The following is a 23,798-nucleotide window of genomic DNA, read 5'->3' as shown; positions in this document are numbered from 1 at the left end:
GAGGGATAGGCGACGATGTGATAACGGTTCCCATGGCGTGGTTTCAGCATGCACTCAGGAGACCGACCTATGTTGGCTCCATGAGCACGGATTCAGCCAGCAGCCCCTCGCGCAAGGAGAAGCGTGAGGCCCGCGCTGCCAAGGCCGCCGCGGAGCTGGAGGCTCTGCGCAAGAAGCAGGCCCGCAAGTCTATCCTCACCGTCGTGGCGGTCTGCGCCGCCATCGCCGTGATCGTCGGCGGCCTCGTCTGGTTCAGCCTGAACCGCTCCGGGGACAGCGAGATCGCAGCGCCCGAAGCCGGCAGCAGCGAGCACGGTCTGGTGATCGGCCCCGACGACGCGCCCCACAAGGTCGTCATCTACGAGGACTTCCTCTGCCCCTACTGCGGCGACTTCGAGGCCGCCTCCCGTGAGGATCTCGCCGAGCTCGCCGCCGACGGCAAGGTGCAGGTCGACTACCGCCCGTTCGTGCTGCTCGACCAGATCGGCCCCTACTCCATGCTCGCCACCTCGGCCTTCGCGGTCGTCCAGGAGGAGGCCGGCGACGAGGTCGCCAAGAAGTTCCACGACCTGCTCTTCGAGAACCAGCCGAGCGAGTCCGGCCCGTTCCCCGAGGCCGCCGACCTCGTCGACCTCGCCGTCGAGGCGGGCGCCGAGGAGTCCGCGGTCAAGGACCGCATCGAGAACCTCGACGGCAAGGCCTGGGCCGACGCCGCCACCAAGGCCGCCGCTGACGACGGCGTCCAGGGGACTCCGACCATCCTGCTCGACGGCGAGCAGTTCCAGGACGGCAACACCATCGAGGAGTACGCCGCGAACTTGGTCGAGCAGATCTCCTGACCTGACCGAGCGGCGGCCGAACCGCCGGCCGAGGGCATAGAGTCGGCCACATGACTCGGCAGACCCAGATCTTCCTCAGCGCGGTCGGGATCCTCCTGGTGGCCTACTTCGCTCTGGTCGGACTGTGGGCCGTCGTGGGGGCGATCCTTCAATCCTGATGGCCGAAGCGCCGGTCGGGGACGTACCTGACGTTCCTGGTCCGATCCACGTTGCCCAGGGTTCGGCTGCCGTTTCGGTAGGCGTCCTAGGGTTCGGCGACAGCCAATGGCGGCTGGGCCGAAGACCCCTAGGCGAAGGTGCTCGAGATGGCGTACGCGACGACCGAAGAAGGCCATCGGATCTATGTGAAGCCGACCGATCCGCGGGCTCTCGGCCTGATCGCCAACAAGGGGCGGATCATCAGTGGCTCGCTGGAGCTGTGGCGGGTGGCGCTCGGACTGCACGCCTGGCAGACCGTGATCGACATCGGCGTGAACTACGGCGAGATGCTCGTCGGCGTGGAGATCCCGGCGGGTGCGGAGCTGATCGGGTTCGAACCGAACACCTCGCTGCACAAGGTCCTGCGCAAGACCCTCGAGGCCAGGGGCGTCGCGATCGACCTGCGCTCGCAGGCCGTGGCGGACAAGCCGGGTCAGGCGCGGTTCGCGGTCGACCGCACCTGGTCGGGGACGTCGTCGCTCTACGACGAGCGCCACGACGGCTCGGCCCGCTGGCAGCTCCGCGACGTCGACGTCACCACGCTCGACGAGGTGCTCGGTGGCTCCGGGCGGTCGTTCTGCGTGAAGGTGGACGTCGAGGGCTTCGAGCGGGAGGTCGTCGACGGCGCGGCCAGGTCGCTGGAGCGCAACACACACTGGGCGCTGATGCTCGAGATCGAGCACATGGACCGTGGCTATCTGGCCGAGCTGGCCCGGACCCGCGACGTGTTCGTCAAGGAGAAGGACTCGACCGGGCTGCGGCGGGTGCCCGGCGAGCGCATCGCCGTCGAGGAGCTTCTCGACGACCCCACGCTGCACCGCCAGGACTGCGTGGTGCTGAGCCCTGCCCTTGCCGCCGGATCGGCGATAGCGTGACGGCATGACCGAGATCCAGATCGTCGAGCAGTTCCTGGCCGCGCTCGAGACCGGTGAGGTCGACGCGGCGCTGGCGCTGTGCGCCGACGACGTCACCTACCAGAACGTGCCTCTGCCGCCGGCCCGCGGCCTGTCCGAGGTCGGGCGCCAGCTGCGGGTCATGGGGAGGTACGCCACCGGCTTCGAGGTCCGGATGATCAACATCGCGGCCAACGGCCCGGTCGTGCTCACCGAGCGCATCGACGTACTCAGCCGCGGCTCGGTCTCCGCCGAGTTCTGGGTGTGCGGCACCTTCGAGGTGCGCGACGGCAAGATCGTGCTCTGGCGCGACTACTTCGACTGGACGACGTTCATCGCGGCGGGCATCAAGGGCGTCGGCCAGGCTGCGTTCGGCGCGATCCGGAAGGCCGTCGGGCGCTGATCCGCTGACGCCGCTGCCCGCCGAGCGGCGTTGTGCGCAGCGTACGAGGCACCTCGTGCGCTGTTCTTGTGACGCGAGTCACAGCGAGCCCTACGCTCGGAGCATGCCTCGTGCGTCAGCCGCTCTCCTCGCCCTGCTCCTGACCGCTTCCGCTCTGGTCGCCTCGACCGGCCCGGCCATCGCCGACCCCGAGCCACCCGGTGACCAGCCGCTGCCGGGCTACACGATCAGCAACCCGGCGGTGGCCCCGATCGTCGTCGGCGGCGAGGAGACCACGGTGCGTCAGGGCGTGCACGAGCACGCTGCGTACATCCTCGAGGTGCCGGCGGACTGGAACGGCGAGCTGGTGATGTGGGCCCACGGCTACCGCGGGCTCAGCTACACGCTGACGCCCGAGACCCCGGGGTTCGGGCTGCGGCGTACGTTCCTCGAGCAGGGCTATGCCTGGGCGGCGTCGAGCTACTCGACCAACGGCTACGACGTGGGCGCCGGGGTGCGCTCGACACGGGACCTGGCGACGTACGCCTCCGAGCTGCTGCCCCGCGGCGCCAGCCGCACGTACGTGACCGGGGTGTCGATGGGTGGGCACGTGATCGGGCGCTCGCTGGAGCAGTATCCGGGCTTCTACGACGGCGCGATGCCGATGTGCGGGCAGCTCGGGGACGTGGAGCTCTTCGACTTCTTCGTCGACTACAACCTCGGCGCCCAGGCGCTCGCCGGGTATGACGCCTACCCCTACGACGAGGACTACCAGAGCGTCGACGTCCCGGTGATCAAGGAGCGGCTGGGGCTCGACGGCACGCTGACCCCGGAGGGCGAGCAGCTGCGGGCGATGACGATCGAGCGCAGCGGTGGCCCGCGGCCGGGCGCGGTGGCGGCCTTCGGGCAGTGGAAGGACTTCCTGTTCTCGCTGCCCTCGGTCGACGACGGCGGCACCCTGGCCTTCAACATCGCCCGGGTCGCGACCAACCAGGACACGGTCTACACCCCGAGCTCGCCGGTCGATCTCAACAGCCAGATCGAGCGGATCGACCCCGCAGACCCGGCCGGGCGCTACAGCCACCGGCTCAACGCCCCCTCGCGTATCTCCGGCCGGCCGAGCGCGCCGGTGGTGAGCCTGCACAACCTCGGCGACATGTTCGTGCCGTTCTCGCTGGAGCAGATCTATCTGCGTGAGGTGAAGCGTCACCATCGCGACGGTCTGGTGGTTCAGCGAGCGATCCGGTCGGCCGGGCACTGCGAGTTCAGCCCCGCCGAGGCCTCGGCCGCCTGGGGTGACCTCGTCGACTGGGTCGAGCACGGCGACCGCCCGGCCGGCGACGACGTGCTCGACCGGGTCGCGGTCGCCGCACCCGACTACGGCTGCGCGTTCACCGATCCCACTGCGTACGGGACCGGGTCACGCCGCCTCTACGCGCGCTGCCCCTGAGCGAACGTCCTGGCCGCCGTCAGCGGACGACGTCGTAGACGAGCTTGAGGATGCCGTTGGCGTAGGTCTCCGACTCGACCAGCTTCAGCATCTGCTTGTCCTTGTCGGTCTCGCTCCACATCGTCTTTCCGGCGCCGAGCACGACCGGGAAGACGAGCAGGTGGTAGCGGTCGATCAGGCCGGCGTCGGAGAGGTTGCGGGCGAGCTCGGCGCTGCCGGCGATCAGGATCGGGCCGCCGTCGCCCTGCTTGAGCTGCTCGACCTCGTCCAGCGACCTCACGATGTTCTGCGGGCCCCAGCCCTCGACCAGGGCGTCGTCGCCGAGGGTGGTCGACACGACGTACTTCGGGATCTCCTTCACGACCGCGAAGTCCTCGATGTCGGGCCAGATCGGGGCGAAGGCCTCGTAGCTGCGGCGGCCGAACATCAGCGCGCCGGCCTCCTCCATCTCGCTGCCCTTGATGGCGTAGGCCTCCGGGAGGAACTCGATGTCCTGATACGTCCAGCCACCGCTGCGGTGCTGCTCGGACGGCGACCCGCCTCCTGGGGAGTCGACGACGCCGTCGAGGGATACGAACGCTGAGTAGATGAGGGTGCGCATGCGCCCGATCCTGCCGTGACGGACTCGGACAGCGCCAGAGGTTTCCGGGCGCTACCGTGAAGGCATGACGGCCCGACGACGTGCTCAGGAGTTCTGCGAGGCGTACGGCCTCTCGATGCCGATCCTTCAGGCGCCGATGGCGGGCGCCTGTCCGCCCGCGGCGGCCGCCGCGGTGGCCGATGCCGGCGGGATGGGCGCGGCGGGGGTGGTGCTCGACTCGCCGCAGCGGATCGCGGAGTGGACCGCCGAGTTCCGGTCGATGTCGACGGGGCCGCTGCAGCTGAACATCTGGATCCCCGACCCGATCGACGACGACCCGGCCAGGATCTCGGCCGCCGAGGAGTTCCTCGGGAGGTTCGGTACGCCGGGCCCCGAGCAGCCTCCCGCGCCCTCGTTCGAGGAGCAGTGCGAGGCGATGCTCGCCGCCCGGCCGACGGTCGTCTCCTCGATCATGGGTCTCTTCTCGCCCGACTACGTGGACCGTCTGCACGAGGCCGGGATCGCCTGGTTCGCGTGCGCCACGACCCTGGCCGAGGCGCGGGCCGCCCAGGAGGCCGGTGCGGATGCCATCGTCGCGCAGGGACTCGAGGCCGGCGGGCACCGTGGCGTCTTCGACGCGGAGACGGCGGAGCGTACGGCCGTGGGGCTGTTCGCCCTGCTCCCGCACATCGTCGACGGCGTGGACCTGCCGGTCGTCGCGACCGGCGGCATCGCGGACGGCCGTGGTGTCGCCGCGGCGCTGACCCTCGGCGCGAGCGCCGTGCAGGTCGGCAGCGCGCTGCTGAGGTCGCCCGAGACCGGGATCGCCGAGGCCTGGGCCGCTTCGCTGGACGGGCTCGAGCCGGAGGACACGGTCGCCACCCGGGCCTACTCCGGCCGCCTCGGCCGTGCCGCCCCGACGCCCTACGTGAGTTCCTGGCAGGCCCCGGACTCGCCCTCGCCCGCGCCCTACCCGCACCAGCGCCGACTGGTCGGCAGGTGGCGCAAGGGCACGCCCGACGCGACCGCGGCGGTGGCTCTCGACCGTGCCAACCACTGGGCCGGGCAGGCCGCCGGCCGCGCCGTCGCCGAGCCCGCGGCCGACATCGTCACCCGGATGTGGAGCGAGGCCCGCAGACTCCTTCCCGACGAGGAGTAGGACGGCGGTGTAGAACGGAGGGCATGAGCCAAACCTGTTCCCAGCGCCTGCTCGCGGACGGCTTCGGCCGGATCGCGGAGAACCTCCCCGCGATCGTCGACGGCCTCTCGGTCGACGACCTGCTGTGGCGGCCGTACGACGGGGCCAACTCGATCGCCTGGACCCTGTGGCACATCGGCCGGATGGAGGATGCCCAGATCGCACCGCTCGCCGGCACCGACGAGGTGTGGGCGCGGGACGGCTGGGTGGAGCGGTTCGGGCTGCCCTATCGGCCGCGTGCGATGGGGTATGGGCAGTCCGCCGCGGAGGTCGCGGCCTTCCGGCTGGAGGATCCGACGCTGCTGACCGGCTACTACCAGGCCGTCCACGCGGCGACCCTCGAGCTGGTCGACTCGCTGAGCGACGAGGATCTCGCGCGGGTCATCGACGAGCGCTGGGACCCGCCGGTCACTGCTGCGGTGCGGCTGGTCAGCGTCGTCGACGACGCCGCCCAGCACATCGGCCAGGCGGCGTACGTCAAGGGGCTGCTCGCTCTCCGCTGAGAGCGAGCCTCAGAGCACGGCGGCGATGGCCTCGTCGACCGTGGCGTCGCCCGAGACCAGCTCCCACTGCTTGCCGACGGTGGCGGCGTCGTCGATCACGGCGGCGATGACCGCGGCCACGTCGGCGCGCGGGATGGTGTCGCGGTCGAGCTTCGGGGCTAGCTTCACCCGCCCGGTCGCGGGCTCGTCGGTGAGGCCGCCGGGACGCAGGATGGTCCACTCCAGATCGCTGTCGCGCAGGGCGATGTCGGCGTCGCGCTTGGCCTCGACGTAGGCCTTCCACACCTCGCCGGCGTCGGCCGGGACCGGCTCGTCGACGTTGATCGCCGAGACCTGCACGAAGCGCTTGATGCCTGCGGCCTTCGCGGCCGCGATCGACTTCGTCGAGCCCTCCAGGTCGACGGTGCGCTTGCGCTCCTTGTTGCCGTCGGGGCCGCCTCCGGCGGCGAAGACCACCGCGTCGCAGCCCGCGAAGGCAGCAGCGAACCCGTCGGCGTCCTGGTTCTCGATGTCGAGCAGGCCGAACTCGGCCCCGAGCGCCTCGAGCTCGGCTCGGTAGCTCTCGCTGCGTACGAGCGCGACCGGGGTGTGCCCCGCGGCGGCGAGGATCGGATGGAGGTGCAGGGCGACCTTGCCGTGGCCGCCGACGATGGCGATGCGCATGCACTCACCCTAGGCATACGAGGCCACTGACAATTGTCATCGTCGGGTCCGGACATTCACATCTGCCGCCCGAGGTTCGTCCGGCGCGAGTCTGGAGACAGCACCCACGGTGGGTGGTGGAGACGGAGGACTCGCATGACAACGGTGACGAACGAGGTTCCGCAGCGCACCCGGATCGGGTGGCCGCGGATCGTGGGAACGGCGGCCGTTGCGGCCGTCGCGGCGACGGTCGTCTGGCTGCTGTGGACCGCGGCCGGGGGAGTGGACCTCGAGGTGAAGTCGGGGTCGGGGGCGCAGCAGATCGGAATCGGCTCGGTCATCCTCAGCAGCCTGCTGATCGGGCTCGCCGGTGGCGCGCTGCTGCGGTGGTGGGAAGGCCGCTCCGAGCGCGGGACCAGGCGCTGGACGATGCTCGCCGTCGCGATCGCGTTGGTCTCGCTGATCACGCCGACCAGCGCGCTCACCGTGGCCGCGGGGCTGGGGCTCGTGAGCCTGCACGTCGTCGTGGCCGTTGTGGTCATCGCCGGCCTGCGGCGACGGTAAAGTGACGAGCGTGTCCGGCCTGAGGTGTCACCTTCAGCGCCACGGCGTGGTGCTGGTCTGGCTACCGGTCCTGCTGCTGTTTCCGCTGCTCAACCTCTCCGCCGACGCAATGCCTGCCGTCGGCCAGGTCGTCCTGGTGCTGGCCGTCGCCGCGGCCGCGGTCGCGCTGGTCGTCACCGGCAGGGTCCGTGTCCTGCTGCCGGTCCTCGCCGCGCTGATCGTGCTGGCCGCGATGCAGGGCGAGGGCTGGCAGACGGTGTGGGGCGTGCTGGCCATCGTCTCCCCGGCGGTGCTGCGCGGCTGGCGCCTGCTGGTCGCCATCGCCGCGGCCACGGCCGGTGTCGCCGTCTCCATCGCGGTGATCGAGGGCGTCGGCGACGCCTACCTGCTCAGCGTCGGCGGCACGCTGCTCAGCGGCATCACCACGACGTCCTTCCTGCGGCTGATCGAGGCGGTCGAGCAGCTCCGCCGCACTCGCGAGGAGCTGGCCCGTGCGGCCGTCGCCGACGAGCGTGCCCGGATGTCCCGAGACCTTCACGACCTGCTCGGCCACACGCTGAGCGTGATGGTCGTCAAGGCCGAGGCCGTACGCCGCCTGGCGGCTCGTGACCCCGAGGCAGCCGCCGCGCATGCCGCCGACATCGAGGAGGTCGGGCGGGCCGCGCTGGCCGACGTCCGGGTCGCCGTCGACCAGATGAAGACGCTCTCCCTGGCCGAGGAGCTCGACGGCGCGCGCCGCGCTCTCGACGCCGCCGGGATCCGTACGTCGGTCACTGCTGCTCCGCCCGAGGTGCCCGACATCGCCGGCCAGGCACTGGCCTGGGTCGTGCGTGAGGGCGCCACCAACGTGCTGCGTCACTCCGGGGCGGCCAGCTGCCGCTTCGAGCTCACCGAGGACAGCGGCGAGTATCGGCTCGCGGTGGTCGACGACGGGGTGGGCGGACCACCGGAAGCGGAGAGGTCCGGCGGGCTCGAGGGCCTGCGGCAGCGGCTGCGTGCCGTCGACGGTCGCCTCGACGTACGGCCCGGGTCTGACGGGTTCCGCCTCGAGGCACGGGTGCCGGCGTCGTGATCCGCATCCTGCTGGCAGAGGACCAGGCGATGATGCGTGGCGCGCTGGCCGTGCTGCTCGGGCTGGAGGACGACCTCGAGGTGGTCGCCCAGGTCGGCGCCGGCACCGAGATCGTGCCGACGGCGCTCGAGGTGCGTCCCGACGTGGCCCTGCTCGACATCGAGCTGCCCGGCATCAGTGGTCTCCAGGCGGCGCGCGAGCTGAGCGAGCGGCTCCCGGAGTGCCGGGTGATGATCCTGACGACGTTCTCGAGGCCCGGCTACGTGCGTGAGGCTATGGCCGCGGGCGCGGTCGGCTTCCTCGTCAAGGACGGACCGGTCGAGGAGCTGGCCGACGCGATCCGCCGGGTGCTGCGCGGCGAGACCGTTCTCGACCCCGACCTGGCCGCCGCCACGCTGCGTGCCGCCCCGAACCCGCTGACCTCGCGCGAACGTGACGTGCTCGCGGCCTCCGAGGACGGGTCGAGCATCGCCGACATCGCCTCGCGCCTGTTCCTCTCCCCGAGCACCGTCCGCAATTACCTCTCCGCCGCGATCGGCAAGACCGGCACCCGCAACAAGACCGAGGCTGCTCTCACCGCCCGCCGCAACGGCTGGCTGGGCTGATCTCCTGGCTGGGCTGATCTCCTGGCTGGGCTGATCTCCTGGCCGGGCTGATCTCTTTCGCCGGTCCTCGAGCAGGGGTGCCCAGACCGGGTGAACGAAAATTCCTTCAGCCGCGAGGGGTGAATGAAAGCTCGTTCACTCGGCGATGGTGAACGAAAATTCCTTCACCCGCGAGGGTCGAATGAAAATTCGACCACTCGGCGTGGGTGAATGAAAGTTCGTTCACCCAACGATGGCGAACGAATTTTCATTCACCCCGCACCCCGACCTCGCCCGGAGCGGCGCCAGCTAGCAACCAGCGAAACCCGTGGGCTTGTGCGCCGGCATCATCAGGCGGGCGACAACGACCCGAGCGCGCGCACGAGCGGCGCAAGCTCGGGGATCTCGGCCGCCTCGTCCAGAGCCGTACGCAGCACCTCGTCGTGCAACGGACGCGCCTTCTTCAGCAGCGCCCGCCCCGCGGGCGTGAGCTCGGTGTAGATCCCGCGCCGGTCGTCGGCGCACAGGATCCGGGTGAGGAGGTTGCGGTTTTCCAAGCGGGTCACCAGTCGGGTCGTCGCCGAGGAGGAGAGGGCCGCCGCGCGGGCCAGCTGCTGCATGCGCATGTGCCAGCCGTCCTGGCGACTGAGCGCGTCGAGGACGGTGAACTCGACGACGGACAGCCCGTGCTCGCGCTGCAGCGCCTTCTCGAGCGCGGCCTCGATCAGGCCGTGCACCGCGGCCAGCGTGCGCCAGCCCTGAGCGCGGATCTCGACGGCGTCATCGGCGATTCCCATGGGTCCTCCTTCGTGGACACCTCCAGCATACCCGAGTTGCGCGGATAGTGCGCGCGTGCAACTATAAATATAAAGCGTGTGCAACTACTGCGCACGCGGACTATCGACAGACGCAACCGTCCACGTTCAGGAGTCATCCATGCCCGTCGCACTGCTAGCCCTCGCGATCGGAGGGTTCGGCATCGGCCTCACCGAGTTCGTCATCATGGGCCTGCTGCCCGAGGTCTCCGCCGACTTCGCGGTCAGCGAGACCACCGCCGGCTACCTCATCTCCGGCTACGCCCTCAGCGTCGCGATCGGCGCCATCGCCCTGACCCTCGCGCTCACCCGCGTGCCCCGTAAGTTCGCCCTGCTGGGCCTGATGGTGCTCTTCATCATCGGCAACCTGATCTCGGCGATCTCGCCCGACTACGCCACGATGATGGTCGGCCGGATCATCGCTGCCCTGTGCCACGGTGCCTTCTTCGGCATCGGTGCCGTCGTCGCCGCGCAGCTGGTCGCCCCGGAGCGCAAGGCGAGTGCCATCGCCTTCATGTTCGGTGGCCTCACCCTCGCCAACGTCCTCGGCGTACCGCTCGGCACCCTGCTCGGCCAGGCCGCCGGCTGGCGCTCGACCTTCTGGGCCATCACCGTGATCGGCGTCATCGCCTTCGTCGGCATCGCCCTCCTGGTCCCGGCCCACACCGGCCGCAACGAGGAGGCCACCCCGGCCGTACGCACCGAGCTGGCCGCCTTCGCCAGCCCGCAGGTCTGGTTCTCGATCGCCCTGACCGTGCTCGGCTACGGCGGCATGTTCGGCGGGTTCACCTACATCGCCTTCACCCTGACCGAGGTCAGCGGCTTCTCCGCCGGTGCGGTGCCGCTGCTGCTCGTCCTCTTCGGCGTCGGGCTGTTCTTCGGCAACATCGTCGGTGGCCGCGCCGCCGACCGCGACCTGGTCCGCACCCTCGGCGTTCTCCTCGCCGCGCTGACCGTCGTCCTCGCCGTGTTCGCCCTCGTTGCGACCAGCCAGGTGCTGACCGTCGTCGCGCTGGTCCTGATGGGCGCGGTCGGCTTCGGTACGGTGCCGGCCCTGCAGATGCGGGTGATGGGGTATGCCGACCGGGCGCCCACCCTCGCCTCCGGCGCCAACATCGCCGCCTTCAACGTCGGCAACGCGCTCGGCGCGTGGATCGGCGGCCTCACCCTCGCCGCCGGACTCGGCTACACCTCGCCGCTGTGGGCGGGAGCCGGGGTCACGGCGCTCGGTCTGCTGGTGCTGCTGGTCGCCGTCCGTGCGCCCGGGGGCGAGCGGCGTACGTCCGTTCCTGTTCCTGCCTGAACCTCACCTACCTCGAAGTGAAGGAAGTCATGACCATCCCGACCATCACCCTGAACAACGGCGTCGAGATGCCGCAGCTCGGCTACGGCGTCTTCCAGGTGCCGAACGACGAGACCGAGGCGGCCGTGACCGCGGCGCTCGAGGCCGGCTACCGCAGCATCGACACCGCGGCGGTCTACGGCAACGAGGCCGGCGTCGGCCGTGCGCTCGCGAAGTCCGGCATCGCCCGCGAGGAGCTCTTCATCGCCACGAAGCTCTGGAACGCCGACCACGAGCGGCCGGCCGAGGCGTACGAGAAGAGCCTCGAGCTCCTCGGCCTCGACCACGTCGACCTCTACCTGATCCACTGGCCCACCCCGGCCAGAGACCTGTACGCCGGTGCCTGGCAGGGCCTCGAGGAGCTGTACGCCGCGGGCCGGACCCGCGCGATCGGCGTCTCGAACTTCCTGCCCGAGCACCTGGACCGGATCGTCGGGCTCGGCGGCACGGTGCCGGCGGTCAACCAGATCGAGCTGCACCCGGCCCTGCAGCAGCGCGCGACGGCGGCCGCCGACGACCGGCTCGGGATCGCGACCGAGGCCTGGAGTCCGCTCGCCCAGGGCGCCATGCTCGAGAACCCGGTCATCACCGCGATCGCCGACCGCCTCGGCCGCACCACCGCCCAGGTGATCCTGCGCTGGCACCTCCAGCAGGGCCGGATCGTGATCCCCAAGTCGGTGACCCCGTCGCGGATCGCGCAGAACATCGACGTGTTCGGCTTCGATCTCACCGACGCCGACCTCGCCGCGATCGACGCCCTGGAGAGCGACGGCCGCACCGGCCCGGACCCGGCGACGTTCAACGCCGCCTGACGTCCTGGTCGTCCGGGGCAGGTGTTATCGATCGGTGATCGGCCCAGGGGTGGTGTCCGTCCTGGTTGGAGGCATGCTTGGCTCATGCGATTGACCGAGCACGAGCTCACCGTGGCCCTGACCGGGACGGCCAAGACCTTCCTGGCCTCCGGCCGGAAGTTCCGCAAGGGCGGTGCAGACATCGACAAGGTCTGGGACGAGACCGACCGGTTCCAGCGCTTCAAGCTCCTGGACAGCATCGGCACCCAGATCTTCCCGGTGCTCACCGACCTCCCCGACGTCGACGTCCCGGTCGGTGGTCGCCCGTCCTTCCCGGAGGAGCAGATCCGCGAGTCCGTCGAGCGCCACATCGGTGACGACGTCGGCCGGCTCCGCCGGGCGGTCACGGTCAAGGCCCGCGTCGCGCTGGTCCAGACCGCCCTCTCCAACCTGCCGCCCCGTGCCGGGGACGACCTGCGTCTGACCGACTGAGGTGGCCGGCGCCGGTCCTCCCAGCCGCCGGCAATTGAGGGCGACAGGGCAGTCGGGCGAGGCTACGTTGAGGCGTCATGACGACCGTGCCGGCGGGGGAGGCGGAGGGCGCCGCCCGGCCCGAGCGGCGTTCGGAGATGGATGCGCTGCGGGCGCTGGTGGTCGTGGGGCTGGTCTTCTTCCACTCCGCGCTGGTCTTCGACTCCGAGACCGACTTCTACGTCCACAGCGACACCACGGCGCCGCTCGCGATGGCAGCCGGGCCGGTGGTGGTCTGGGCGATGCCGCTGCTCTTCGTGATCGCGGGGTTCGGGGCGGCGCAGTCGCTGCGCCGCCGCGGCGGGGGCGGGTTCGTCCTGGAGCGGCTGCGCCGCCTCGGCGTACCTCTGGTCTTCTCCGTCTTCGCCCTGTTGCCGTTCCCGCAGTGGCTGCGGTGGCGTGCGGACGGCCACGACGAGTCGTACGTCGAGTACCTCCCGATCTTCTTCGACGTCCACCTCTCGCTCGGGCGGCTGCCCTTCCTGGTCCGTGGTGAGCAGTTCGAGTCGGGGCACCTGTGGTTCGTGGTGCTGCTGCTCGCGTTCTCGTTGGTGGTGGCGGTGCCGGTGGCGCTGCTGCCCGGCGCGTGGCGCGCGCGTGCGCTGTCGGTGGGAGCGCGGACGGTCGAGCGGCGGCCGTGGACGATCCTGCTCGCCGGCCTCCCGCTGGCGCTGGTGTGCGCGGTGTGGGGGCTGGAGGTCGACTACGGCGGCTGGCACCGCCTGGCGTACCTGCTCTTCTTCTCCTTCGGCCTGCTCATCGCCGCCGACGAGCGCCTCCTCGACGCGATGCAGCGGGTCGGCCGGATCGCGCTCGTGGCGGCCGTGCTCCTCTTCTGCGCTGGCGCCCCGGGGTTCTTCCTCACCGACGAGCCGTTCGTCGAGTCGAGCCCGCTCGCGATGGTCGGCCGCGCGTTCTACGGAGCCGTCGGCTGGTGCGCGGTCGTGGCGATCCTCGGGCTGCTGGACCGCCCGCGGGCCTCGTCGCGAGAGGGTGGCTCGTCGCTGCGCGCTCGGCTGGCCGGCTATCTCGGCCCGGCGATCCTGCCGATCTACATCCTGCATCAGCCGGTCGTGGTCGGCGTCGCGTACGTCGTGATCGGCTGGCCTCTTCCGGCGCTCCTTCAGTACGTGGTCATCGTCGCCGTCTCGCTGCTGCTCACGGTCGGCCTCTACGACCTCCTCGTCAGACGTACGCCGGTGACCCGGTTCCTGTTCGGGATGCGGTGAGCTCAGCGCAGGCGCTGGGCGACGTTGTCGCTGAGGTGGTCGAGGGACTCCTTGAGGATGGTGAACTCCTCTGGCTGCAGCGCCATGACCTCGGCGATGGTGTCGGGCACGCCCTCGGCCCGGCTGCGGAGCTCGGTGCCGGCGTCGGTCAGGCGCAGTCGGACGCTGCGCTGGTCCTCGGGGCGCTTCTCGCGGGTGATCAGCCCGGCCGCCTCCAGGCGCCTGACCAGCGGCGTGACGGTGCCGTAGTCGAGGCCCAGCCGCTCGCCGAGCTCGCCCATGGTGACGGGGGAGCTCTCCCAGAGCACGAGCATGGCGACGTACTGGGGATAGGTCAGGCCCAGGGCGTCGAGGATCGGTCGGTAGGCCGCGGTCACGAGCCGCTGCGCCGTGTAGAGCGAGAAGCACAGCTGCTCGCTCAGCTCCAGGCTGTGGCGAGTCTCTGTCATGGGCCCACCTTACAACCCTTGCGCGCAAGCCTTTTGGCGGAGAAGCCTTGCGTGCAAGGTAAGTGCCGCGTAGATTCCTTGTACGCAAGGTAATTCGCCCCGAGGAGTGAACGACATATCCAAGCCCCCGTCCCGTGCCCGCCGCCGCATCGCATTCCTGCTCTTCGACGGCGTGAAGACGCTCGACTACGTCGGTCCCGCCGAGGTGTTCGTCGAGGCCAACCAGGCGGTGGACGCCTACGAGATCCTGCTGCTCTCGCCGGACGGGAAGGACGTGGTGACCTCTCTCGGCAACCGGGTCTCCGTGCACGGTGCGGCCCACGATGCGGGCGACTTCGACACGGTGATCGTGCCGGGGAGCGAGCTGCCACCCCACGAGTTCGTACGCAGCACGGTGACCGAGGCGGCGATCTCGCTGGTCTCGCGCGCCCGGCGGGTGGTCTCGATCTGCAGCGGTGCCTTCGTGCTCGCCGAGATCGGCATGCTCGACGGCCGGCGCGCGACGACCCACTGGAAGTTCGCGCCGGAGCTCCAGCGGCTGTACCCGCGCGTGCGCGTGGACCCCGACGCGATCTTCGTACGTGACGGCGACATCCTGACCTCGGCCGGTGTCGCTGCGGGCATCGACCTGGCGCTCGCCCTGGTCGAGGACGACCACGGGGCCGACATCGCGCGACAGGTCGCCCAGCTCCTCCTCGTCTACCTGCAGCGCTCCGGCGGCCAGTCGCAGTACTCGGTCCCGCTGCGGGCCCGGGCGCAACCGGCGTCGATCGTGCGCCGTGCGACCGATCTGGTCGACGCCGATCCCACTCGTGCGTGGACCGTGACCGACCTCGCCCGGCTCGTCTCGACCAGCCCGCGCCATCTGGCCCGGCGCTTCCGCGACGAGCTCGGCCAGACGCCCTCGGAGTACGTCACAGCGGTGCGTTTCGACCTCGCCCGGATGCACCTCGAGGTCGGCGCGAGCGTGACCGAGGCGGCGGTGCAGTCGGGATACGGCAGCCCGGAGGCGCTGCGGCGTACGTTCGTCACGCGCCTCGGCATCTCGCCGTCGCAGTATCAGCGCCGGTTCCGGTCCGCTCTCTCCGCCGAGCGCGGTCGCGCCCGGGGACGAGCCGAGTTCGAGCTCGCCGACTGAGTCCTCGCCGGGCCGATCCTCAGTCGAGCAGCGGCAGTACGTCGGCGATCGAGGCGACCACGCGCGTCGGCCGGAACGGGAAGGTCTCGACCTGCTCGGGCTTGGTCGACCCGGTCTCGACGAGGATCGTGCGCATGCCGGCCTCGAGCCCGCTGATGATGTCGGTGTCCATCCGGTCGCCGATCATCACCGTGGTCTCGGAGTGGGCCTCGAGCTGGTTGAGGGCGCTGCGCATCATCAGCGGGTTGGGCTTCCCGATGTAGTAGGGCGCCCGGTTGGTCGCGGCACTGATCAGCGCGGCCACCGAGCCGGTCGCGGGGAGGGTGCCCTGCGGGCTCGGCCCGCTCGGGTCCGGGTTGGTCGCGATGAACCGGGCGCCGCCCTCGATCAGCCGGATCGCCCGGGTGATCGACTCGAACGAGTAGGTGCGGGTCTCGCCCAGCACGACGTAGTCGGGGTCGTTCTCCGTCATCACGTAGCCGACCGCGTGCAGCGCGGTCGTCAGTCCGGCCTCACCCACGACGTACGCCGAGCCGTCCGGCCGCTGGTCGGCGAGGAACTGCGCGGTGGCCATCGCCGAGGTCCAGATCGACTTCTCGGGCACGTCCAGGCCGGAGCGGAGCAGCCGGACCCGCAGGTCTCTCGGGGTGTAGATGGAGTTGTTGGTCAGCACCATGAACGGCACCGACGCCTCGGTGAGCTTCTTCAGGAACTCGGCGGCTCCCGGGATGGGCTCCTCCTCACGCACCAGGACACCGTCCATGTCGGTCAGCCAGGTCTTGATGGGGCGCTCGTCGATCACGGGGACATCCTTGCCGATCGTGGCCCAACCGCCAACCGTCGTCGCCGACTCGTACGGCAAGCGTCTTCAGCAGGGGCAGCGACCCGCGCCGCTACGACTTTCCCCACCCGTCAATAGTCCTTTCGACCGCCCCGGGAATGGTCTTCGGCCGGATGTTCCCGTCCTCCGATCAGCGAAGACTGACACCGTCCCAGCCCCATCCTCGGAGGAAGAGATGAAACGCATCTCGGTACCGCTCACCGTCGCCGTCGTCTCGCTGGCGGCCACACTGGCCCCAGTGGTCTCGCTGGCCGGTCCAGACAAGGCACACGCCGCCGCACCGGACAGCATCACGTGGGGCACGTGCCCCGCCGAGATCTCTCCGGTGCCGATCCCGGAGAGGATGCAGTGCGGGACCCTGAAGGTCCCCTTGGACTACAGCATCCCGGACGGCAAGACGATCGACATCGCGGTCTCGCGGCTGGCGAGCACGAAGCCCGCCAAGCGGCGCGGCATCCTGGTGACCAACCCCGGTGGCCCCTCCGCGGGCGAGAACTACCCGGCCATGCTTGTCGCGATGGGCCTCCCGCAGAGCGTCCAGGACAGCTACGACGTGATCGGCTTCGACCCGCGCGGGATCGGCCGCAGCACGCCGGTGACGTGCGACCTCACCGCGGAGCAGCTGCTGACCGGGAGCATCCCGCCGTACCCGCTCGACGCCGCCGACGTGACCGCGCACGCAACCGCGAGCAAGCAGATCGCGCAGCAGTGCAGGACGTCGAAGACGTCCTGGATGCTGCCGCACATCAGCCCGGCCAACACCGCACGCGACATGGATCGGATCCGGGCGGCGCTGGGCGAGTCGAAGCTGTCGTACGCCGGCGCCTCCTGGGGAACCCACCTGGGCGCCGTCTACACCACCCTGTTCCCGCAGCGCAGCGACCGGATCGTGCTCGACAGCAACCTGGGGCCGGGTGGCTGGGACTACGCGAGCGACCGGCTGTGGTCCCAGGGTGTCGAGGACACCTTCCCGGCCTTCGCGAAGTTCGCTGCCGCGAATCACCGCGAGTACGGCCTGGGCACGACCCCCGCGCAGGTACGAGCGAAGTACTTCGAGCTCGCCGCGCAGCTGGAGAAGAAGCCGATCCAGACACCGGACGGCCCCTTCGACCACGTCTCGTTCCGCCTGATCAACTTCGGCCTGCTGTACGGCCCGACCCAGCTCCCGCTGCTGGCCGGCATCTGGCAGGCGGTCGACGCGAACCAGCCGCCGCCCCCGCTGCCCGGAGGCGACGCCGTGACCGACGTGGACAACCTCATCTCCGGCCGCTACTACATGATCTGCAACGACGCGCGTTGGCCGTCGTCGGTTGCGACCTACCAGCGCAACGTCGCCGTCGACAGGGTCAGGTATCCGCTGTTCGGTGCCGCGGGAGCCAACATCACCCCCTGCGCGTACTGGCCGGATCCCGTCGAACCGCAGGTCCGGATCACCGATCGGGGTCCGTCCAACGTACTGATGGTGCAGAACCTTCGCGACCCGGCGACACCGCTCGCCGGTGCGCGGAAGATGCGGACGGCCTTGGGCGAGCGAGCCACCATGGTGACCGCCGATCAGAGCGGCCACGGCGTCTACCCGGGCGGCAGGAACCGCTGCGCGAACCACGCGGTGACCACCTATCTGACCACGGGTGCGCGCCCGATGCGCGACTACCACTGCTCGGCCGACCACTAGATTGGCCGGGTGGAGATCATTGACGGCGAGCCCGTGCTGGACCGGCCCTCGGTGGCCGAGGTGGAGGCCTGGTTCGAGACCGCCGACCCCGACACCCGGGCCGTGTGGCTGAGGCTGACCCGGAAGGGCGTCGAGCCGGCCTCGCTGACCTCCGACGAGCTCGTGGACGTCGGCCTCTGCTTCGGCTGGATCTCGGCCGTACGCCGCCGAGGCGATGAGGAGACCTACCTGCAGCGCTACACCCGCCGGCGTCCGGGCTCGAAGTGGTCCCGGCTCAACATCTCCAAGGTCGAGCGCCTCACCGCCGAGGGCCGGATGCGGCCGGCGGGGATCGCCGAGGTCCGGGCGGCGCAGGCCGATGGGCGCTGGGACAACCCCTGGACCTGACGAGGCTCGGCCGTTGTGGTCGAGGTGCGGTCGAAGGTGTCCGGATTCGTGGGGTATCGGGCAGATACGGCGGGGCCGAAAGGGGTTCCCGAGGCGGAGGATGGATATCGCGTCGGGTCCGCGACCGCTCCGGCGATGGGGGCGGCAGACCGGCGCAGAACCTCGAGGACTTCCACCATGCCTACCTTCACCACCTCTGACGGCACCGAGATCTACTACACCGACTGGGGTACCGGGAGGCCGGTCGTGCTGAGCCACGGCTGGCCGCTGAGCTCGGACGCCTGGGCGGCCGCGGCCAAGCTGCTCTCCGACGCCGGCTACCGCGTCATCTCCCACGACCGTCGGGGTCACGGCCGCTCGACCAACACCGACCGCGGTCACGACATGGACACCTACGCCCGCGACCTGGCCGAGCTCATCGAGCACCTCGACCTCACCGAGCTCGTCGTGATCGGGCACTCGACCGGTGGTGGCGAGGCCGTCCGCTACGCGGCTCAGCACGGCAAGGGCCGCGTCCGCAAGGTCGTCACCGCCGGCGCGGTGCCGCCGGTCATGCTCCAGTCGGAGACCAACCCCGAAGGGACGCCGATCGAGGTCTTCGACGGCATCCGCGCCGGTGTGCTCGCCGACCGCTCGCAGTTCTACAAGGACCTGGCGGTGTCGTTCTACGGCTTCAACCGCGACGGCGCCAAGGTCTCGCAGGGCCTCATCGACGACTTCCAGCGCCAGGGGATGCTGGCCGGTCTGGTCGCTGCGTACAACTGCGTCAAGGTCTTCTCCGAGACCGACTTCACCGAGGACCTGAAGGCCCTCGACGTGCCGATCCTGATCGCGCACGGCGGCGACGACCAGATCGTGCCGATCGCGGCCGCCGCCGAGAAGGCGATCAAGCTCGTCTCCGACGGCACCCTGAAGGTCTACGAGGGTGCTCCGCACGGCATCGCCGGCGACTACCAGGACGCCCTGATCGCCGACATCCTCGAGTTCATCGCCGACTGAGGCTCGGGAATAGCCCGGCGGCGCCCGCGCGCTGGGTCAGGTGTGAACCAGGACAGTCCGGCGTGGGAGATGACGTTCGCCTATCAGGACGTGCTGTCCGCCGGCTCCGCCGGTGAGGACGTACGCTCCGCCGCCTGGTTGCTCGTCGACGACGGCACGGTGGTGCTGACCGCCGCCGGGCAGTCGCACCTCCTCCGCGCGGGCGACGCGGCTCTGGTCGGGGGACAGGTCAGCCACCGGGTGGCGACCCACGACGGGGCGGCCCTGATCCGGGCCGACCTGCGGGCGGTCGCGGTGGGCTACCCGCTCGCCAACCCGCTGGTCGTGCGCGACTTCGTCGGCAGGCACGGCGGCGTGGCCGAGCTGCTCCGCCGGTGCCCGCTGGCGGGGCCGTGCCGTCCGTCGGCGCTGTTCGCGTCGGGCTACGCGTCGCTGCTGGGCGCGGCGATGACGGCCTCCTGGCTCGAGGACACCGGGCGCGGGACGGATGGTCCCGCGCCCGCCCTGGACCCGTCGGTCGCACAGGTGCTGTCCGCGCTGGTCGAGGATCCGGGCCGGGCCTGGTCGGTCGAGGCCATGGCGGAGTCGGTGCATCTGTCCAGGTCGGCGCTGGGGGAGCGGTTCCGGCGCAGCCTGGGACAGAGCCCGAGCGAGGCGCTGCGCGACGTCCGGATGCGTGCGGCCCGCCACCTGCTGGCCGGCGGTGACCGTCCGGTCGAGCAGGTGGCGTACGCCGTGGGCTACGGATCGGGCGCGGCGTTCAGCCGCGCCTTCACCGCCACCCACGGGATCGGTCCACAGGCGTGGCGCGAGGACGCCTCAGGAGCGCGGCACGCGGAGCGCGGCGAAGCCCGCCGCGGCGACGGCCGCGCCGATCGCGCCGATGAGGAGCACGCGCCCGACGCCGTACTCGTCCAGGACCGCGCCTCCTAGGGCCGCCCCGAGGGTGATCGCCACCTGGAACGCGGTGACCTGGAGCGCCAGCGCCGACTCGGTGCGCTCCGGCTCGACGCGCGTCACCCACAGCTGCGTGCCGACCGGCACCATGTTGAACCCGAATCCCCACACGAGCATCGCCAACGCCATCACCGGTGTGCTCTCGGCGAGGACGGTCAGCAACAGCCCGCCGGCGAGAAGGAGCGGCGCGACGGTCACGACCGCGCGCAGGCGGTGGGAGAACCGGCCGGCCGCCAGGTTGCCGAAGAGCCCGCCGACGCCCCACAGCGCCAGCATCCACATGCCTGCGCCCGGAGAGGTCTCGGCGATGGCGATCCGGATGAACGGGTACGCGAGGAAGTTCCCGAGCACCACCACGACCAGCACCACCACGCCGGCCACCAGGAGCGGGTTGCGGAGGGCCTGACGCATCATGGTCAGCCCCGCCCCCGGGTGGGCGGGGACCGGCGGCAGCGCCCGCGCCAGCGCCGCGGCGGAGACCAGGCTCAGCACCGTGGCCGCCGCGAACCCCCAGCGCCAGCCGGGTCCGTCGGCGAGCAGCGAGCCCAGCGGCAGGCCGACGATCGTGGCTACCGTGACACCCAGCGCGATCGAGGTCGAGATGACGTGGTCACGGCCGGGTGAGGCGTACGTCCCGACGGCGAAGGCGAAGGACCAGTAGCCGGCGATCGCCGCGCCGAGCACCAGTCTGCCGAGCAGCAGGACGACGAAGCCCGGTGCCACCGCGACCGCCAGGTTGGCGACCGCGGCGGCGACGAGCAGGCCGACCAGCAGCGTACGCCGGTCCATCCGCGGGAAGACCATGGCGATGCTGGGCGCGGTGGCCGCCCCGGCGATCGCCGTCGCCGCCACCGCGAGCCCGGCGGTCCCCTCGCTGATCCCGAGGTCACGCGCCATGGTGGGCAGTACGCCCGCCGGTAGGAATTCGCTCGAGACCAGGAGCGCGATTCCGGCGGCGAGCGCGACCACCGGCGCGGCGCGGCCGGAGGTCGTGGTCGGTGGGGTGGTCGAGGTGGCGGTCGAAGCCGGCGAAGTTGTTGTCACCCTTCGATCGTCGCCGCGATCCGACCGACCGCCTTGATCATCCGTCGCCCGTGCTTGACCGGATGGCCGGTGGCGAGAGGACGTGTCCCTGTTGCGCACAAGGAGCCAACCGAGCAGGATCAGGCAAGAGATCACCAGGAACGGTCTAGGGCATCGGGTCGCCATGCCCCAGGCTCGAAGGCATGAACATCTCTCTCATCACCGGTGGTAGCTCAGGCATCGGCCAGAGCACGGCGCTCCAGCTCTCACGTCAGGGGACCGGCGTGATCGTGACCTACCGCAACAACCCCGACGGGGCCGAGGCGACCGTCGAGCAGATCACGAGGTCGGGTGGGACCGCGGCGGCGCTCGCGCTCGATGTCGGGAGCGTCGAGACCTTCGACGGTTTCGTGGAGGACGTACGACGCTGTCTGAAAGACGTCTGGCAGAGCGACCGTCTCACCAGCCTCGTCAACAACGCCGGACTCTCGCGTGCCCTGCCCTTCGATCAGATGGACGTCGGGACGTTCGACGAGCTCTCCGACGCGCTGCTCAAGGGGCCCTACTTTCTCACGCAGCAGTTGCTGCCCCTCCTGGCTGACGGCGGCGCCATCGTGAACACCTCCAGCAACGCCGCCGGGCTGACCGGTCTCACCCCCGGATACTCGGCCTACGGCGCGCTGAAGGGAGCCGTCGTGGTGTGGACCCGTTACCTGGCCAAGGAGCTCAGCCCGCGGGGGATCCGGGTCAACTCGGTCGCGCCGGGACCCACACGGACCCGACTGGGCGACGACGGGTTCGCCAAGCACCCGGAGCTCATCGCCCCGCTCGCGGCCCAGACGGCCCTGGGCCGGATCGGCGAGGGCGAGGACATCGCCGGGGTGATCGCGTTCCTCCTGTCCGACGGCGCTCGCTGGGTCACGGGCCAGGACATCGAGGCCTCCGGCGGGTTCAACCTCTAGAGAGTCGTGGACGAACGTCAGCTGACGACGCCGAGCGCGACCAGCAGGACGAGAGTGAAGGTGACGGCGGCGAAGATCCCGTGGCCGTAGATCACCGGGCGCGGGATCTCGTGCTCGGCGACGTCGTACGGCACGCGGACGGGATCGCCGACGACCTCGTCGGTCTCCTCGGCCAGGACGACGTGCTCGGGCTTCATGGTGCGTACGAACAGAAGGGCGCCGAGGCAGATACCGGCGGCGAGCATGCCGACGGCGACCCAGGCCCAGGCGCGCTCCTCGGTGATGATGAAACCCAGCCAGGCCGCGAAGGCGCCTCCCGTCAGGGTGGGGTGGGAGAGCAGCGCCGGGATCGGCAGTCGCGAGTTGCGGATGGCTGCGGGCGGAGCGCCGAAGCGGCTCGCGGTGCCGAACATGAAGGCTCCGGCGGCCATCGTGAAGAGCCAGACGAGGACGACTCCGTTCGTCACCATCAGCGGGCTCCTCGCCAGGCCGCCAGCCAGCCGGCCTCCATCGCGGCGTCGATCAGGTAGGTCCAGCGGATCCGCCCCTTCGGGACGTACACGAGGTCGATCGCGAGCAGGGTGAGCGCGGTGCCCTGTCCGATCCGGCGGGCGGCGAGGGGCTCCCCGGCTCGGGCGGCGGCGATCTGCGTGGCGCCGTTGACGCAGAGCAGACCGGCCACGGTGTACTCGAGCCAGCGCTCCCGTTTCGGCCCGAACACCCACTCGAAGCTGCGCAGGCTCAGCAGCGGCCACAGGCCTCCGACGATGTTGAACACGCCCTGGGCGACCGCGGGCCCGGTCGGCGCATCGGAGGTGGACGTCGGCTGCATGCTGAGGTGGTACCCGCGGACGCTGCTCGATATGTCCGTGCTCCGCGGGTGGGAAAAACCTCAGTGTGCCGGACCCCGGGACGATGGTCCCGGATTGAGGTCGACAGCGGTAGTAGGTTGGCGGTCATGACCGTTCCTCCTGTGGTCAGACAGGAACAGCTCATCGATGAGATCGCCCTCCACCTCGCCGACGAGGTCGAGGGCGACTGGTCCACGTTGGTCTTCAACCATCGCAACCTGTCCATGTTCTTCACCGGACGCATCGACGTGCACCGACCGGACGGCAGCTTCGCCTACGCCCGGCCGCCTGAGACCATCCTCGCGCTGACCGACGAGCTGCGGCGGGTGATGTACGAGCCGGGCCGGGGCGCCTGGTTCTCCGCCCGCTGGACCATCGCCAGCGGGGAGGGCGAGGGGGAGAAGAACTCGACCAAGGTCGTCTTCAACTACGACGACGAGCCGGTCTGGCGCTGGCCGGCCCACCCGGGGCTGTACGCGCTCGACCTCGAGACGTTCCCGCGTGACGAGGAGCGCGTGCCCGCCTGGCTCCGGCAGAAGGTCAACGGCGCCCGCCGGACGCTGTAGAGGTCGCGGCCCTTGGCTCGGCCGCCTGCCGGGTCTGCACGTCCGGCAGCTGTGGTTCCGTTCTCGGCACGAAGTAGAGCAGGTTCCGGTTGCGTCCCGTCCCGCGTACCGCGCGGCACCTCGAGCCGGCCGCTGTGCCCTCCCGGGGGCGCGGAACCGCGGAGTGGTCGGCGGCATGCCCCTTTCCGATGAGGGCCAGAACGATCCGCAGACCGGTCAGCGCCGCGATACCGACCGCCATGACCAGCAAGGTCTCAAACGTCATCGTGCGACCTCGATTTCTTCCGGTGAACGTGCGGCTCGTGCCGCCCGTTGTCTCGGAATGGTGACTCCCGTC

At 70.5% G+C, this 23,798-nt stretch carries 29 protein-coding genes; 20 read left to right on the top strand and 9 right to left on the bottom strand.

Translation table 11 applies throughout. The annotated features are described in order from the left end of the window. Positions 1 to 80 precede the first annotated feature (80 nt). The 4 genes from OG984_RS14200 (at position 81) to OG984_RS14185 (ending at position 3,762) form a co-directional block, all read left to right on the top strand. The gene (locus OG984_RS14200) at positions 81 to 839 is read left to right on the top strand and encodes a DsbA family protein (RefSeq protein WP_328532199.1); all 759 of its coding nucleotides are present in this window, start codon (positions 81 to 83) and stop codon (positions 837 to 839) included. Between the two features lie 305 nt (positions 840 to 1,144). After that, positions 1,145 to 1,912, top strand: a complete 768-nt coding sequence (locus OG984_RS14195; RefSeq protein WP_328532198.1) for an FkbM family methyltransferase — start codon at positions 1,145 to 1,147, stop codon at positions 1,910 to 1,912. A 4-nt stretch (positions 1,913 to 1,916) separates the two neighbouring features. Further along, complete coding sequence (locus OG984_RS14190) at positions 1,917 to 2,333, top strand: limonene-1,2-epoxide hydrolase family protein (protein WP_328532197.1); 417 nt, start codon at positions 1,917 to 1,919, stop codon at positions 2,331 to 2,333. A 103-nt stretch (positions 2,334 to 2,436) separates the two neighbouring features. Beyond that, complete coding sequence (locus tag OG984_RS14185; protein ID WP_328532196.1) at positions 2,437 to 3,762, top strand: alpha/beta hydrolase family protein; 1,326 nt, start codon at positions 2,437 to 2,439, stop codon at positions 3,760 to 3,762. A gap of 19 nt (positions 3,763 to 3,781) precedes the next feature. On the opposite strand, the gene OG984_RS14180 is transcribed toward OG984_RS14185, so the two are convergent. After that, positions 3,782 to 4,363, bottom strand: a complete 582-nt coding sequence (locus tag OG984_RS14180) for a dihydrofolate reductase family protein (RefSeq protein ID WP_328532195.1) — start codon at positions 4,361 to 4,363, stop codon at positions 3,782 to 3,784. A 64-nt stretch (positions 4,364 to 4,427) separates the two neighbouring features. Here OG984_RS14180 and OG984_RS14175 point away from each other — a divergent pair, with 64 nt between their 5' ends. Continuing rightward, positions 4,428 to 5,501 carry an NAD(P)H-dependent flavin oxidoreductase gene (locus OG984_RS14175; RefSeq protein ID WP_328532194.1) on the top strand — a complete coding sequence of 358 codons (1,074 nt, stop codon included), beginning with the start codon at positions 4,428 to 4,430 and terminating at the stop codon, positions 5,499 to 5,501. 23 nt (positions 5,502 to 5,524) lie between these two features. Continuing rightward, positions 5,525 to 6,043, top strand: a complete 519-nt coding sequence (locus OG984_RS14170) for a mycothiol transferase (protein WP_328532193.1) — start codon at positions 5,525 to 5,527, stop codon at positions 6,041 to 6,043. 9 nt (positions 6,044 to 6,052) lie between these two features. Here the strand turns inward: OG984_RS14170 and OG984_RS14165 are convergent, their stop codons facing one another. Next, complete coding sequence (locus OG984_RS14165) at positions 6,053 to 6,706, bottom strand: NAD(P)H-binding protein (protein WP_328532192.1); 654 nt, start codon at positions 6,704 to 6,706, stop codon at positions 6,053 to 6,055. A 135-nt stretch (positions 6,707 to 6,841) separates the two neighbouring features. Between OG984_RS14165 and OG984_RS14160 the strand changes: the two genes are divergently transcribed. From OG984_RS14160 to OG984_RS14150, 3 genes are read left to right on the top strand one after another with little or no spacing between them, the layout of a single operon-like run. Further along, complete coding sequence (locus tag OG984_RS14160) at positions 6,842 to 7,249, top strand: DUF6069 family protein (protein ID WP_328532191.1); 408 nt, start codon at positions 6,842 to 6,844, stop codon at positions 7,247 to 7,249. Positions 7,250 to 7,259: 10 nt separating this feature from the next. Then, positions 7,260 to 8,321 (top strand): sensor histidine kinase, encoded by a 1,062-nt coding sequence (locus OG984_RS14155; RefSeq protein ID WP_328532190.1) that lies wholly within the window; start codon positions 7,260 to 7,262, stop codon positions 8,319 to 8,321. Next, positions 8,318 to 8,926: a response regulator transcription factor gene (locus OG984_RS14150; protein WP_328532189.1), complete on the top strand. Its 609-nt coding sequence runs from the start codon at positions 8,318 to 8,320 to the stop codon at positions 8,924 to 8,926. Before OG984_RS14155 ends, OG984_RS14150 begins: the two co-directional genes overlap by 4 nt. 329 nt (positions 8,927 to 9,255) lie before the next feature. On the opposite strand, the gene OG984_RS14145 is transcribed toward OG984_RS14150, so the two are convergent. Further along, on the bottom strand, positions 9,256 to 9,702 hold the full coding sequence (locus OG984_RS14145; RefSeq protein ID WP_328532188.1) for a MarR family winged helix-turn-helix transcriptional regulator: 447 nt from the start codon (positions 9,700 to 9,702) through the stop codon (positions 9,256 to 9,258). Between the two features lie 139 nt (positions 9,703 to 9,841). Here OG984_RS14145 and OG984_RS14140 point away from each other — a divergent pair, with 139 nt between their 5' ends. The 4 genes from OG984_RS14140 (at position 9,842) to OG984_RS14125 (ending at position 13,613) form a co-directional block, all read left to right on the top strand. Beyond that, on the top strand, positions 9,842 to 11,023 hold the full coding sequence (locus OG984_RS14140; RefSeq protein ID WP_328532187.1) for an MFS transporter: 1,182 nt from the start codon (positions 9,842 to 9,844) through the stop codon (positions 11,021 to 11,023). Positions 11,024 to 11,052: 29 nt separating this feature from the next. After that, positions 11,053 to 11,874, top strand: coding sequence for an aldo/keto reductase (locus OG984_RS14135; protein ID WP_328532186.1), 822 nt, complete (start codon positions 11,053 to 11,055; stop codon positions 11,872 to 11,874). A gap of 84 nt (positions 11,875 to 11,958) precedes the next feature. Then, positions 11,959 to 12,345, top strand: a complete 387-nt coding sequence (locus OG984_RS14130; protein WP_328532185.1) for a hypothetical protein — start codon at positions 11,959 to 11,961, stop codon at positions 12,343 to 12,345. A gap of 77 nt (positions 12,346 to 12,422) precedes the next feature. Next, complete coding sequence (locus tag OG984_RS14125; protein ID WP_328532184.1) at positions 12,423 to 13,613, top strand: acyltransferase family protein; 1,191 nt, start codon at positions 12,423 to 12,425, stop codon at positions 13,611 to 13,613. Positions 13,614 to 13,615: 2 nt separating this feature from the next. On the opposite strand, the gene OG984_RS14120 is transcribed toward OG984_RS14125, so the two are convergent. Next, positions 13,616 to 14,062 (bottom strand): MarR family winged helix-turn-helix transcriptional regulator, encoded by a 447-nt coding sequence (locus OG984_RS14120; protein ID WP_328532183.1) that lies wholly within the window; start codon positions 14,060 to 14,062, stop codon positions 13,616 to 13,618. A gap of 106 nt (positions 14,063 to 14,168) precedes the next feature. Between OG984_RS14120 and OG984_RS14115 the strand changes: the two genes are divergently transcribed. Further along, positions 14,169 to 15,200: a GlxA family transcriptional regulator gene (locus OG984_RS14115; protein WP_328532182.1), complete on the top strand. Its 1,032-nt coding sequence runs from the start codon at positions 14,169 to 14,171 to the stop codon at positions 15,198 to 15,200. Between the two features lie 19 nt (positions 15,201 to 15,219). On the opposite strand, the gene OG984_RS14110 is transcribed toward OG984_RS14115, so the two are convergent. Continuing rightward, positions 15,220 to 16,002, bottom strand: coding sequence for an HAD-IIA family hydrolase (locus OG984_RS14110; RefSeq protein WP_328532181.1), 783 nt, complete (start codon positions 16,000 to 16,002; stop codon positions 15,220 to 15,222). Positions 16,003 to 16,216: 214 nt separating this feature from the next. On the opposite strand from OG984_RS14110, the gene OG984_RS14105 reads away from it, so the two are divergent. From OG984_RS14105 to OG984_RS14090, 4 genes are all read left to right on the top strand, one after another. After that, complete coding sequence (locus OG984_RS14105; RefSeq protein ID WP_328532180.1) at positions 16,217 to 17,716, top strand: alpha/beta hydrolase; 1,500 nt, start codon at positions 16,217 to 16,219, stop codon at positions 17,714 to 17,716. Positions 17,717 to 17,725: 9 nt separating this feature from the next. Continuing rightward, positions 17,726 to 18,103 (top strand): YdeI/OmpD-associated family protein, encoded by a 378-nt coding sequence (locus OG984_RS14100; protein ID WP_328532179.1) that lies wholly within the window; start codon positions 17,726 to 17,728, stop codon positions 18,101 to 18,103. Positions 18,104 to 18,280: 177 nt separating this feature from the next. Then, positions 18,281 to 19,102: an alpha/beta fold hydrolase gene (locus tag OG984_RS14095; protein ID WP_328532178.1), complete on the top strand. Its 822-nt coding sequence runs from the start codon at positions 18,281 to 18,283 to the stop codon at positions 19,100 to 19,102. 42 nt (positions 19,103 to 19,144) lie between these two features. Continuing rightward, positions 19,145 to 20,035: an AraC family transcriptional regulator gene (locus tag OG984_RS14090; protein ID WP_328532177.1), complete on the top strand. Its 891-nt coding sequence runs from the start codon at positions 19,145 to 19,147 to the stop codon at positions 20,033 to 20,035. On the opposite strand, the gene OG984_RS14085 is transcribed toward OG984_RS14090, so the two are convergent. After that, positions 19,922 to 21,103 (bottom strand): MFS transporter, encoded by a 1,182-nt coding sequence (locus OG984_RS14085; RefSeq protein WP_328532176.1) that lies wholly within the window; start codon positions 21,101 to 21,103, stop codon positions 19,922 to 19,924. The two genes, OG984_RS14090 and OG984_RS14085, sit on opposite strands and share 114 nt — an antisense overlap. A 182-nt stretch (positions 21,104 to 21,285) precedes the next feature. On the opposite strand from OG984_RS14085, the gene OG984_RS14080 reads away from it, so the two are divergent. Further along, complete coding sequence (locus tag OG984_RS14080) at positions 21,286 to 22,044, top strand: SDR family NAD(P)-dependent oxidoreductase (RefSeq protein ID WP_328532175.1); 759 nt, start codon at positions 21,286 to 21,288, stop codon at positions 22,042 to 22,044. Positions 22,045 to 22,061: 17 nt separating this feature from the next. On the opposite strand, the gene OG984_RS14075 is transcribed toward OG984_RS14080, so the two are convergent. Next, entirely contained in the window at positions 22,062 to 22,514 is a 453-nt protein-coding gene (locus OG984_RS14075) for a hypothetical protein (RefSeq protein ID WP_328532174.1), read from the bottom strand. Beyond that, on the bottom strand, positions 22,514 to 22,876 hold the full coding sequence (locus OG984_RS14070; protein WP_328532173.1) for a hypothetical protein: 363 nt from the start codon (positions 22,874 to 22,876) through the stop codon (positions 22,514 to 22,516). The genes OG984_RS14075 and OG984_RS14070 overlap by 1 nt, the downstream gene beginning before the upstream one ends. A 126-nt stretch (positions 22,877 to 23,002) precedes the next feature. On the opposite strand from OG984_RS14070, the gene OG984_RS14065 reads away from it, so the two are divergent. Further along, positions 23,003 to 23,461, top strand: coding sequence for an agglutinin cell wall attachment protein (locus OG984_RS14065; RefSeq protein ID WP_328532172.1), 459 nt, complete (start codon positions 23,003 to 23,005; stop codon positions 23,459 to 23,461). On the opposite strand, the gene OG984_RS14060 is transcribed toward OG984_RS14065, so the two are convergent. Next, a complete protein-coding gene (locus OG984_RS14060; protein ID WP_328532171.1) occupies positions 23,436 to 23,726 on the bottom strand; it encodes a hypothetical protein in 291 nt (96 codons plus the stop codon). The two genes, OG984_RS14065 and OG984_RS14060, sit on opposite strands and share 26 nt — an antisense overlap. Positions 23,727 to 23,798: the final 72 nt, after the last annotated feature.

The organism is Nocardioides sp. NBC_00368 (assembly GCF_036090055.1).
Classification (GTDB): Bacteria; Actinomycetota; Actinomycetes; order Propionibacteriales; family Nocardioidaceae; genus Nocardioides.
This window is presented reverse-complemented; position numbering and strand designations above follow the sequence as displayed.